Raw genomic sequence first — 12069 nt, 5'->3', positions numbered from 1 at the left:
ATGAGGGTGATACATATGAAAGAAAATAAAATAAAGAAGTTAACAACCATGGCAGGATCAAAATTTTTGAGTCTTTATGATGCAGAATATGAAAATAAAATGGGAAGTTTAAAGCATTGGACAATTGCTTCAAGAAAAGATTATGAAACACTTAAAAAACAATATTTTGAAGGGGCAGAGGAGAGAGTCGATGCTGCAATAATTGCTGCACTTCATGTTGAAAGTAAAAAAATAGTATGTGTAAGACAATTTAGGGTTCCTTTAAATGATTATGTATATGAGCTTCCAGCAGGACTTGTTGATGGAAATGAGAGTTTTGATGTTGCAGCTGCAAGAGAATTGAAAGAAGAAACAGGACTTGAACTTATTGAAATAAATCATGAAAAAACTAAAAAGAAGGTTTATGCCTCAGCAGGTATGACAGATGAATCAGCAGCAATAGTTTTCTGCACTTGCAAGGGAACTGTATCTAATGAGTTTCTTGAGGAAGATGAGGACATTGAAGTAATGCTACTTTCGCAAGATGAAGTTAAAAAGTTATTAAAAGAAGATGTGAAAATGGATATGAGGGCGTTTATAATGTTCCAAGCCTTTGTAGAGATTGGGGAAAAACTTTTTAGGTAACTCAACATTTGTAGCAAATAATTTAAAATATATAATTAAAAATGTATTTACACTTTTTGTGTTATACCTAAATTTAATAAAAACACCTTAATTTATACTTAAAAAGTATGAATTAAGGTGTTTTTGCTTTATATTTACAGAAACTTGATAGTTAGAAAAATATATTTGGCAAAATAATACAAAAAAGTATTGAATATAAAGTTAATTGGAAGTATAATACAAATAAGGAATTGTAAAATAATAATTTTAATATATTACATATTGGTTGTTAAAATCAAAAAATATGCTAATTGTACGATTCTAAACGTAAATTAGTATTTTAACAAAAGTTAAATATTATTGTGGGAATATAATAAAAATGAAAGTGGGGATAAATGATGAAATATAGTCAAGAGGATATTTGTGCAAAGCTAAAGAAAGAAATAATTGAAAAGTTAAAACTAGATATTGATGCCGAAAGATTAACATATGATCAAGAATTTTTTGATGGAGGATTAGAATTAGATTCGCTAGACATAATTGAAATAACATCAACTGCTGAAGATATGTTTGGAATTACAATTACAAGTGATGATGAGAAATCTATTAAATGTATACGAGACTTGGCTAATTTAATTATTACTAAAATCAATTAAGCTGAGTGGTGATGGAAATGATTAGATGTGTTGTAACTGGTATGGGGTGTACATGCTGTAATGGAGAAAATGTAAATGATACTTTTTTAAATACAGTAAATGGAAAAGTTGGTTTTAAAAAATTAAGCAAGGTTAATACTGATGGATGTTATACAATGGTAGGAGCTGAAATTGATAATTTCGAATTTCATTCTAAAATCAGAGAAGAATTAAATAATACAACAATGATGGCCTTAAAAGCATGTATAGAGGCAATTGAGGATTCACAGTTAAACATATGTGAATTGGATAAAAGCAGAATAGGAATAGCTATAGGAAGTTGCATGGGCGGAATGAACTCACGTGAAACCGTCCTAAGAAAAATTGATAAGGGCAAGGAAATTTTTAAAAGTGATATTGATAAAATCAGCATAAGAAATATTGCTGAAAAAATATCGGAATATTTTGAAATATGTGGTCCTGTAGAAAGTATTGCAGATGCGTGTGCATCTTCCAATATAAGTATTGCATATGGATGTGATTTGATTAAAAGAGGAAATGTCGATGTAATGATTGTAGGTGGAGCTGATGCACTTAGTAATACTCAGTTTTCAGGATTCCATGCTTTAAAAGCATTATCTAGTAATGAATGTTCACCATTTTCAAAAAGTGATGGGTTAACATTAGGAGAAGGGGCAGGAATAATTATAGTAGAATCTTTGGAGCATGCAAATAAAAGAAATGCAAAGATGTATTGTGAAGTATTAGGATATGGAACTACAAGCGATGCATATCATGTAACATCACCTGAACCATCAGGAGAAACTCAATTAAAAGCAATGGAGTCTGCTTTAAACATGTCAAAATTAAATGCTAGTGATATAGATTATGTAAATGCACATGGAACTGGAACGTATTTAAATGACACAACTGAAAAAAGATGTTATGAAAAACTGTTTGCAAAAAAATTAAATTCCATAAAGATAAGCTCAACTAAATCGATGATAGGGCATTGCCTTGGTGCAGCAGGCATATTAGAAGCGATAATATCAATAAAATCTATGGAGAATAATGTATTACCGCCAACTATGAATTTTGATAAAAATAATCAAAATTATAATATGGATTTTATTCCTAATAAGTTTATTAAGTATAATACAAATAATATAATGTCTAATTCGTTAGCTTTTGGTGGAGTTAATTCGTCTGTTATATTTTCTAGGAAAGTAAATTCATATAAAGCGGAGGAATTAAATCAACCGAGAGTATTTATAACTGGAATTGGTATGGTAAATTGCCTTGGAATAGGTAAGGATAGCTACATAGATTTTTTTACAAAAAGAAACGGTGATAAGCATATAAATGAAATGGAAAATTTTGAGCAGAATTTAAAAAAATTTGATTGTATTAAGAGTAAGTATTTAAGAAGAATGGATAGATTTTCAAAGATGTTAACTGTTTCAGGGATAAATGCAATAAGTGATGCGAAAATTGATTTTAATCAATTAGAAGATGTAGGTATAATAGTCGGTACAAGCGATGGACCCATAAATACAATTGAAAGTTATATAAAGCAAATTATACAAAAGGGAACTAAAGGCACAAGTGCAATTTTATTTCCAAGTATATCATATAATACCGCAGCAGGGTATTTATCAATGATAACAAAAGCAAAAGGATATACAGCGACATTAGTAAATGGTATAGAAAGTGGAATTCATAGTTTCTGTTATTCCTATGACTTAATAAAGCTAAATAGAAGCCAATGCATAATAGCTTCTGGGGTAGATGAAATAAATGATACCATAAAAAAAGCATATGATATGGCAAACTATGATAAAAATTCAGTAACAGATAGCTTTAGAAATAATGGTTTTGAAATCACTGAAGGTGCTGGGAGTATAGTTTTAGAATCAGAAGAAAGCGTCAATAAGAGAAATGGAAGGAAGTACGCTGAAGTTTTGGGATATGGCATGTATAATGATTCTTCAAAAATTAATTATGATGGCGAAGGATTAAAGTACGCAATAAGTATGGCATTACAACGGTGTAAATTAAATCCTTGTGATATAGGGGCTATTGTGGGGCTTGCAAATGGGCATAAGAATATAGATGAGATGGAGCTAAAAATTTATAAGAATATTTTTAACGATATTTCTATCATTTCAATTAAGGATATTTTAGGAGAAGGACGAGCGGCAACAAGTTCAATGCAAATAGCACATGCTGCATTGGTATTGCGTGGGGAAAATAAGTTGTATGAAAATAGTATTTACTATTGTAGAGGTTTAAAAACAGATATAAATAATATTTTGATTACTAGTTACTCATATCCTCACTCATATAGTGCGGTTATATTAAAAAAATGCAAATTATAGATTTTTAATAAAAAAATACTTTCGTGCAAAAAATTGGAGGGAGTATAGTGGAAGATTCATTACTTTATAAGTATAAAGGCATACATGAAAGAAATAGGCATTGTAGAATTAAATGTATCTACGATTTACTAAGGTTAAAAAATGAAGAAGTAAGCTTTGAATATATATTGTTATTAAGTCTAAATAATATTATAAATTTCTTTTTAATAAAGAATTATAACAAACTAAACTTGTGCCAGATATTTCCTGGTGATGAGGAGGTTGAAATATATGTTTTGAAATCATTAGGTTTTAATGTTTTTGAATTAGATAAGGAAAATACAGATTCACTTGAGAAAATTAAAGAATATGTTTCTAATAAACAAACTGTAGTTTATTATTTCGATACTAGTGAGATGTTAGATAGATATAAAAAAAATAGTGCAAGAATTAGCAATATATCTTCTGGAATAGTAATAGGGGTTTTAGAAGAAAAGCTAATATTGAGTTCACTTGCAAGTACTGAGGAATATATAAGTGTAGATTATGAGGATTTTAAAAGAAGTAGGCAAAGTAAAATATATCCAATGTCGCCAAGTGGACGAGCATTTATAATTGAAAAAAACAGTAAAATGTCATTGGATAAGGATAAATTAAGAACACTGATATTAAGGCAAATAGCTATATTTTCTGATAACTATTCAAAGGAAAGCAAGTTAACACAATATTGTGATAATGTTTATTTCACAAGTGGTAAAAATGCATATAAGTATATAATAGAATATCTTAATGAATTTATAGATATGATTAAAAGATATACCAATAAGGAGGATATAACAAGTAAAATTTTTACATTACAATCAAAAATCCTTAGAAAAGGATTAATAATAGGGACAAGCACTTTTGAAAGAGAAGAGATAGCAAAGGCATTAATAATGTTTGGAAAGGATATTAAAAGTGATGAGTTAGTTATTGAAGCACAAAAAATGATGGATTTAAGTATCAAATGGAGATATATAATTAGAAAACTATATAATAATAAAAATTACATTGGATGCAAAATTTCATTTCTAAAAGATTTGATTATTAGACTAGAGGAAGTTTCCAAAATAGAGGCTGAAATTATGAAAAAAGTTAATTCCATAGTCACAAATTAAGATATAAATTCAATCAATAAATAAATGTAAAACTAAATAGTTAATTGAAATTATAAAATTTGAAGGGGGGGGATTTGCAATGATGATGAATAATGAAGAAAATGAAAACAAGGTATTAAGTGAAGAAAATTTAGAAATGGTTACATTTGATGATCTTAGCGAAATGGAAGAAGTTGTAAGCGGATTTTCTGCAGGAAGTCAATATTGTTGTTAGTTAACAATAGATAATATAACAAAGTTTTAATAATTTTTGATTGAGTTTATTATATATTAAAAAAATTAAAAGGGGTGTTTTATTATGATGAAAAATGAAAAAGAAAATGAAAACAAGGTATTAAGTGAAGAAAATTTAGAAATGGTTACATTTGATGATCTCAGTGAAATGGAAGAGGTTGTAAGTGGATTTTCTGCAGGAACTCAATATTGTTGCTAATTTAGAATAGTTAATATGGTAAATTAAAAGATTAAAGGAGCGTTTTATTATGACAAAAAATGAAGAGAAAAATGAAAACAAAATATTAAATGAAGAAAATTTAGAAATGGTTACATTTGATGATCTTAGTGAGATTGAAGAGGTTGTAAGTGGATTTTCTTTTGGTGGCTATCACTGTTGCTAATTAAGATTAGTTAGGAAAATAATAAAAAAATTTTAACCTTGTATGACATATATTTGAATAATATGAATAAATAAACATATGGTTCTTTACAAGGTAATAAGATTATAAACAAATAATCAGATAAGAGGGGAGGGTTTATTATGATAAAGAATGAAAGAGAAAATGAAAACAAAATATTAGATGAAGAAAATTTAGAAATGGTCTCATTTGATGATCTTAGTGAGATTGAAGAAGTTGTAAGTGGATTTTCTTTTGGTGGCTATCACTGCTGCTAGTTAATATATAACCTTTAGCACTTGCTAGCAATTAATTTTGTTGGCAGTGCTTCTCGATATTAAAAAGGATATAAAAAATAAATATCATAGGGGGAAAAGTTAATGAACAAGATGTATGATAATGTATACGTAATTGATAGGGATGAAAATACAAAAATATTATATAATGCAGAAACGTCAAGTATCGCTTTATATAGTAGTAAACCAGATGAAATAAATTTAAAAATTAAAGAAGTTTTTAAGAATGATAAAATAAAAGATATGGTTACTCCCAATAATGTTATTGATAGAACTTGGTTAAAACATCTTATAATATGTTCATCAGAAACTTGTAATTTGGCTTGTAAGTACTGTTTTGCAAATGCTGGTACTTATGATAGAAAAGGCAACAAAGTAATGGTATTTGATGATTATAAGAAGATTTTTGAATTTATTCTAAATAATTATCCTGATGGTGTAAAGGTAATTAATTTTTTTGGCGGAGAACCATTAATTGGATTTAGTGAGATAGAAAAATTTATATGTTATGCAGAAGATGTTTGTAGACAAAAGAACATTACTCAGCCACTATTTAGTGTAATTACAAATGGTACATTACTTACAAATGAAATTGTTGAGTTTATAATTGAACATAGTGTTCTTGTGACTATTAGCATGGATGCAAATAAGGAATGTCATGATTCTATGAGAGTATTTAAGGATGGTAGAGGATCTTATGATACAGTTTTAAATAACTTAAAATTGCTAAGAGATAGAGGATATACTTTTGAGGTAGAGTCTACGGTGGGAGAGGCATTTTTAAGAACATATAATGCCGGAAGTATAAATGAATATTTTAATAATTTTTATGAACTAGGGGCTCAGAATGTATCTACATATATAGCTGATTACAATAATGTGAATGAGTTACCTACAGAATTTGAAAGAAATATAAGAACATTTTATTATGATATGGTTGATTATTGTTTTGAAATGTTACAGGATGAAGAAAAATGTATGACAGTTCCGATTACAATTTTGAATATAATTATAAATATAGTAACAAAAAGAAAAGCTAAATACTGTACAGCAGGTAAGGAGTCATTATTTTATACTATAGATGGAGTGTTTTATCCATGCCAAATGTATTATGAAGCTAAAAAAGACAAAATATCATCAATTTTTGATAATGAATCAAATATAAAAGATAAAATGAACGAATTTAAAAAGGTAGATCGTTCGGAGATAGAAAAATGTAAAAAATGTTTCTGCAATAGAGTATGTACATTATGGTGTGAAGGAAGTTCACTTTTGTTTAATGGAAATAAAAAAAGTGTAATAGAATCAAGATGTGCTGTTCAAAGGGTTATAACTGAAAGGGTAATATTAAACCTTGTTAAACTTGTTACAAATAAAGAGGAGTATAAAAACTTTAGTAAGAATGTAAAAAAGTTATCAATTAATTTTTCAGAGGCAAATTTCAATAGTTACGAGTATTATAAAAAAAGTTTAGAGAGAGTTGATAATTAATGGAGGCTAGTAGTTTAGAGGCTAAACCTAAATTTGTAAGTGACTATAAGATAATCGAGGATAAGTCCATATTTGGAAAACAAGAGTATTATGTATTAGCTTGCGAGGACAAGGAGAAATATATAAAGATACCAAAAAATAAATTGAAATATGTACAAAGAATAATAAAGTTATTTGATGGAAGTAGTACATTAAGCAATGTGCAATCAAAAGTTGAAGATGAATTAAAATGCAAAGTAGATATTGGCGCCTTTTATAAGATATTAGTGAATAATGGGTTTATTGAAAATGAACAGCGTGGAATTATAAGTAATGAAATTGATATTATGTCAAAGGAGATAGTTAAAGTTATACTGAAACCTCAAAGCAAAAAAATAAAGGAAATAGCTAAAGCTATAAAGAAATTATTTATAGCTTTATATAGTATATTGATTTTTTTTAGTATTATAGTTGCTATAAATAATTTCAATGTTTTAGATTTGGGAAATACAAAACAATTGTATAAGTATAATAATTCTGCTTCAGCTGGATTTATTTATCTAACAATTATGTCAGGATTTTCATTAATAGCCCATGAATTATCACATATTATTGTTGCATTGTCATTAGGAAAGGACGTTTACAAAGTTTCATTTAATTTATATAGTGGATGTATGCCTATTGTTTATATTAAAGTAAAGGGAATTAATACACTTAAAAATGTTGAGAAAATACAGATAGTTATGGCTGGTTTAGTTACAAATTTAGCTATTGCATTTGTAAGTTTAGGGATTGCATCGCTTGGAGGGATTGACTCTAATTTTAGAGATATGTGTAAGATAGTAGCTATAAGTAATTTTATTGCTATTGTAACTAATTTAAGTCCATTTTCATTAACTGATGGGTATTTTTTATTTTCCATTCTTTTAAATAAATTCAACGTAAGAACATATATAATTAAATATATGTTCTTTAAGAATAAAGCTTATAAGATAAGCAAAAAGGAGAGAAGAGTATATTTTATATATTTTATAGCTAGTTTAATAGCTATAGCTTATATGTTTTTATTTATGGCTAGATGGATATTTTTAGCTTGGTATGATGCACACTCAATTTTTACAAAAATTTTTGTTGCAATAGTAACTGTGCTGCCTTGTATAGGCATAGTAGATATACTTAAGAAATTAAAGGGTGTTAAAAATAAACAACAAGCATAAAAGGAGAATATATGGAAAAAGAAATTATATTAATAAAAGATAGGGTGAGCAATTCAAAAGAGCGTAGGAGGAATATACCTATTTCCTTTGCTGTAATGCTAATAGTGGCAATAATAATTATGTCTGAAATATTGTTCTCAAATAATATGAACGGACTGAAGATAAGAGAAGTCAATAAAAGTGGAAGTTCAGATGTAAGGCTGATATTTAATTCTGAGGTTAATAGAAAAAAAATTGATAATATTATAAGCAATAGTGATGTAAAGAAGAAAGTCAATTTTAATATTATACAAGGAGGTAATATAACATTTAATGATAATCCAGTAAGTATAGATATTTATGAAACAGAATTTAATGATTATAATTACATGGAAAAAATGAATATAGTACAAGGAAGTATAAGTAAATTACCTAATGATATTGTGGTTAATAAGCAGTTAATGAAAAAACTGGGGGCTAAATTAAATGATTATGTAGAGGTTGAGGTTGATGGGATTAAAACTGAATGTAGGATTGCTGCAGTAACTGAAAATTATGCAAGTACCTCTGATAATGATACAATATTTATTTCTAGTGGTATTTTAAATGGTAGTAATACTTTAAGTGGAATATTTCTAGATCTAAATCACAATACAAACAATGCAAAATTGTTAATACAAAAGATAAATAATAGCTATGGAGATGAGGTAAAGGTTTTTGACGATTATCAAAAGTATGTTAAAGTTGAAAAAGATATGGGATTTTTACAAAATAGTTTACTTTTTTTAGTTGCTATTATTGTATTTCTAGGGTGTAGTTTAATTATAAATACGTATACGGTTATAATTAATGAACGTATTAAGTTTTGGGCAGTTTTAAGAACTATAGGACTTAAGTATAGAGAGATGGTATATTGTATAGTGCTTGAGAATTTGTTTTATTCATGTATTGGTATAGTTCTTGGAATTACTTTAGGAATAGCATTAGGGTGTGGAGTTTGTACTCTAACAGCTACACCAATTTTGAGTTTTGTGCCGAGTTTTGAATTCATTTTAATATCTATTGTTGTTGGTGGTGTACTGCCAATAGTATCAGTTTTAGTTGTAACAACAAGGTTTAATAAGAAAACCCCATATGAGCTTATTAAAGCTAAAGATGAAGTAATAGATAGCAGTAAAAATAATCCTATCAAAATTACTCTGGGTATCATAGCTATAGCTATCCCAATTACTATCCATTTAGTTTGTAATAGTAATAACTTAACATTGTTATCATGTGGAATTTTATTTGCACTATTTATTGTTGGAATTATTAGCTTGGTTCCGTATATAGTAGTGATCATCGGAAAATTAGTGAAATTAAAGGTAAATAGAACTACACTTCTTGTATCTCATAATATGAGTAATAATTTTAGTAAAAACAAGGGGCTGGCATGTTCTTTTTTATTAATAATTCTTATACAGCTTTCCTTATCAAATACAATTAAGTCATACCACAATTGGGCAAGGGATCAAGTTGATAAACAATTAAGGTATGATATTGAGATTAATTATAAATATACAGATTCCGAAGAAAGTAAAGTGCAAAAGATCATTAAAAAGATTGGAAATATAGAACCAATTGGTAGCATATATGAAGGACAAGCAAAAAGTAATTTAGGAGACCAATTTAACTATTGTGTAACTAGTGAATCGGTCATAAAGGAAATGTATAATCAAAATTTATTTGAAAATGGATTACAGTATATTAAAGATAACAATAACGATGTTGTAATTTCACAGGAATTAGCTGATAATTTACACAAGAAAATAAATTCTGAGTTGGAAGTAATTGTAGGAGAAAAAAAGAAAAATGTTAGGATTGCTGATATAATTAATACTATGGATTATTCAGGAAGGGTTGTATTTTCTTTTGGCGATAAGGATCAATTTAAGCCTGAAACATGTAGAATACCAATTAAATATATAAATGAGAAAAATGGATTTGACACAGAAGATAAAATTGATCAAGCGTTGTTTGGTGATACTACACAAAAAAGCAAAGAAGAGATTAAAGAAGAAAGAAAGCAAAAAAGCAAGGAAGTAGATTATAATGACCGTAATGGTATGAAATATATGTGGCAGGAAAATGTGATGGAAGGAATGCTACCAATTGAAGTTCTTTTCTTTACCATAGAACTTGCTTTAATGACATTATTGGTAAATACATGTGTAATGACAATAAGTGAAAATAAAAAGCAATTAGCGTTACTAATGTCTATTGGTCTAAGCAAGATTAGCACTACTAGAATAGCGTTTTTAGAGATAGCGTTATTATTTCTTGTGGTGATTGTAGTTGGCATTTGTGGAAGTAGTATATCAACTGAATATTTGGTGGGGATTTTTAATAAAGCATCTAATGGAGGTGGCGTAAATGTGCCAAGTAGTTTTTCAGTAGTACAGTCTTGTATAATTGGTATATTAGTTCTTAGTGTATCACTGACGTTCATGTTTTTTTCCGTTAGAAAATCAGTTAAATGCGATGTTGTTAAAAATATAAAGGATGAATAGGGGATTGTAAATGATTAGAGCAGTAAATGTTTGTAAGTCGTACGATAATAATAATACAAATGTACCAGTATTACAGGATATATCACTTAATGTTGAAAATGGCAAATTTGTTGCAATAACAGGAAATTCGGGATCTGGTAAAAGTACTCTTTTGTATACATTGAGTGGGCTATTAACTGCTGATAAAGGAGAAGTATATATCGATAATACTGATATAATGAAATTAAATGATAGTAAAATGTCAGAGTTTAGATGTAATAATATAGGTTTTGTATTTCAATCTTATAATATTATACCTACGATGACTATTGAAGAGAATATTAGATTACCAATAATAATAGCGAATAGGGAACTTGGTAAAAAGAAAGATATTATTGATAAATTAATGAAAGATGTAGGATTGTATGATAAGAGAAATAAAAAAGCAGGATATTTATCAGGAGGAGAACAACAGCGTGTGTCAATAGCAAGGTCATTAGTTAATAACCCTAAGATTGTTTTTGCCGATGAACCAACGGGTAATTTAGATTCCCAAAATGCTGATATGATTTTAAAATTATTAAGAAAACTTTGTGATGATTTTAAGACCACTATATTAATGGTTACACATAACTTAGAATCTACTTCAATATGTGATGATGTTATTAAAATAAAAGATGGTAGGATATGCAGTAGTAAGTAAATAAGCTATTAAATTTGAGGTACTTATAAAAACTCGTAAGCTAGGTGAAGAATATGGAGGAATCTCAACTTGTTAACCTAATTCAACAAATAATAAATTCCAATATGACATATGTTGAAATAAAAACAAATAATTTATATATAAAGGCGACACAAGAAGTTTTCAATACCGCTAGAAATGAAATCTGTTGCACTACTCACAATAGAAGTGAGATTATAGAAGTTAAGTCGCAATATGTTGGCATAGTAAATATTTTTAATCATGAAATTAACAATTTATATGTAAAACGTGGTGAAAGGGTTAAGATAAAGCAATTACTATGCACAATTAATTTTTTAAAGGTTACTATTGAAATACTTTCTCCAGTTAATGGAACTATATTAGAAATATTAGTTAAAGATAAAGATATGGTCCAATATGGTCAAGTTATATTTAAAATTGAAAGTTACCAATCTTAAATTTAAGTTATACATGTTTTAAATAATGAGTTTTATGACTATTATTTTGTAA

At 27.8% G+C, this 12069-nt stretch carries 13 protein-coding genes; all 13 read left to right on the top strand.

Translation table 11 applies throughout. The features are described from left to right. The first annotated feature begins 15 nt into the window (after nt 1-15). A complete protein-coding gene (locus tag CUEA01_RS02535; protein ID WP_234117560.1) occupies nt 16-624 on the top strand; it encodes an NUDIX hydrolase in 609 nt (202 codons plus the stop codon). A 377-nt stretch (nt 625-1001) separates the two neighbouring features. Continuing rightward, nucleotides 1002-1259 carry an acyl carrier protein gene (locus CUEA01_RS02530; protein ID WP_234117559.1) on the top strand — a complete coding sequence of 86 codons (258 nt, stop codon included), beginning with the start codon at nt 1002-1004 and terminating at the stop codon, nt 1257-1259. A 17-nt stretch (nt 1260-1276) separates the two neighbouring features. Then, nucleotides 1277-3616: a beta-ketoacyl-[acyl-carrier-protein] synthase family protein gene (locus CUEA01_RS02525; protein ID WP_234117558.1), complete on the top strand. Its 2340-nt coding sequence runs from the start codon at nt 1277-1279 to the stop codon at nt 3614-3616. A gap of 47 nt (nt 3617-3663) precedes the next feature. Next, nucleotides 3664-4752, top strand: a complete 1089-nt coding sequence (locus CUEA01_RS02520) for a hypothetical protein (RefSeq protein ID WP_234117557.1) — start codon at nt 3664-3666, stop codon at nt 4750-4752. 79 nt (nt 4753-4831) lie between these two features. Next, entirely contained in the window at nt 4832-4966 is a 135-nt protein-coding gene (locus CUEA01_RS24845; RefSeq protein ID WP_268906138.1) for a hypothetical protein, read from the top strand. Nucleotides 4967-5050: 84 nt separating this feature from the next. Then, nucleotides 5051-5185, top strand: a complete 135-nt coding sequence (locus CUEA01_RS24840) for a hypothetical protein (RefSeq protein WP_268906137.1) — start codon at nt 5051-5053, stop codon at nt 5183-5185. 49 nt (nt 5186-5234) lie between these two features. Then, nucleotides 5235-5369 (top strand): hypothetical protein, encoded by a 135-nt coding sequence (locus CUEA01_RS24835; RefSeq protein WP_268906136.1) that lies wholly within the window; start codon nt 5235-5237, stop codon nt 5367-5369. A gap of 140 nt (nt 5370-5509) precedes the next feature. After that, the gene (locus CUEA01_RS24830; protein ID WP_268906135.1) at nt 5510-5644 is read left to right on the top strand and encodes a hypothetical protein; all 135 of its coding nucleotides are present in this window, start codon (nt 5510-5512) and stop codon (nt 5642-5644) included. A gap of 102 nt (nt 5645-5746) precedes the next feature. Next, entirely contained in the window at nt 5747-7153 is a 1407-nt protein-coding gene (locus CUEA01_RS02515; protein ID WP_234117556.1) for a radical SAM/SPASM domain-containing protein, read from the top strand. After that, the gene (locus CUEA01_RS02510; protein WP_234117555.1) at nt 7153-8349 is read left to right on the top strand and encodes a zinc metalloprotease; all 1197 of its coding nucleotides are present in this window, start codon (nt 7153-7155) and stop codon (nt 8347-8349) included. The genes CUEA01_RS02515 and CUEA01_RS02510 overlap by 1 nt, the downstream gene beginning before the upstream one ends. An 11-nt stretch (nt 8350-8360) precedes the next feature. After that, the gene (locus tag CUEA01_RS02505; RefSeq protein ID WP_234117554.1) at nt 8361-10877 is read left to right on the top strand and encodes an ABC transporter permease; all 2517 of its coding nucleotides are present in this window, start codon (nt 8361-8363) and stop codon (nt 10875-10877) included. A 10-nt stretch (nt 10878-10887) separates the two neighbouring features. Further along, nucleotides 10888-11559, top strand: a complete 672-nt coding sequence (locus tag CUEA01_RS02500) for an ABC transporter ATP-binding protein (protein ID WP_234117553.1) — start codon at nt 10888-10890, stop codon at nt 11557-11559. A gap of 53 nt (nt 11560-11612) precedes the next feature. Beyond that, nucleotides 11613-12017, top strand: coding sequence for an acetyl-CoA carboxylase biotin carboxyl carrier protein (locus tag CUEA01_RS02495; protein WP_234117552.1), 405 nt, complete (start codon nt 11613-11615; stop codon nt 12015-12017). Nucleotides 12018-12069: the final 52 nt, after the last annotated feature.

Origin of the sequence: Clostridium hydrogenum, assembly GCF_021432385.1 — a bacterium.
Classification (GTDB): domain Bacteria; phylum Bacillota; class Clostridia; order Clostridiales; family Clostridiaceae; genus Clostridium_S; species Clostridium_S hydrogenum.
This window is presented reverse-complemented; position numbering and strand designations above follow the sequence as displayed.

Coding starts and splice junctions, on each gene's coding strand:
- CUEA01_RS02525 (WP_234117558.1), top strand. CDS start 1,277: ATGATTAGATGTGTTGTAACTGGTATGGGGTGTACATGCTGTAATGGA.
- CUEA01_RS02535 (WP_234117560.1), top strand. CDS start 16: ATGAAAGAAAATAAAATAAAGAAGTTAACAACCATGGCAGGATCAAAA.
- CUEA01_RS02500 (WP_234117553.1), top strand. CDS start 10,888: ATGATTAGAGCAGTAAATGTTTGTAAGTCGTACGATAATAATAATACA.
- CUEA01_RS24830 (WP_268906135.1), top strand. CDS start 5,510: ATGATAAAGAATGAAAGAGAAAATGAAAACAAAATATTAGATGAAGAA.
- CUEA01_RS02505 (WP_234117554.1), top strand. CDS start 8,361: ATGGAAAAAGAAATTATATTAATAAAAGATAGGGTGAGCAATTCAAAA.
- CUEA01_RS24835 (WP_268906136.1), top strand. CDS start 5,235: ATGACAAAAAATGAAGAGAAAAATGAAAACAAAATATTAAATGAAGAA.
- CUEA01_RS24840 (WP_268906137.1), top strand. CDS start 5,051: ATGATGAAAAATGAAAAAGAAAATGAAAACAAGGTATTAAGTGAAGAA.
- CUEA01_RS02515 (WP_234117556.1), top strand. CDS start 5,747: ATGAACAAGATGTATGATAATGTATACGTAATTGATAGGGATGAAAAT.
- CUEA01_RS24845 (WP_268906138.1), top strand. CDS start 4,832: ATGATGATGAATAATGAAGAAAATGAAAACAAGGTATTAAGTGAAGAA.
- CUEA01_RS02495 (WP_234117552.1), top strand. CDS start 11,613: ATGGAGGAATCTCAACTTGTTAACCTAATTCAACAAATAATAAATTCC.
- CUEA01_RS02510 (WP_234117555.1), top strand. CDS start 7,153: ATGGAGGCTAGTAGTTTAGAGGCTAAACCTAAATTTGTAAGTGACTAT.
- CUEA01_RS02530 (WP_234117559.1), top strand. CDS start 1,002: ATGAAATATAGTCAAGAGGATATTTGTGCAAAGCTAAAGAAAGAAATA.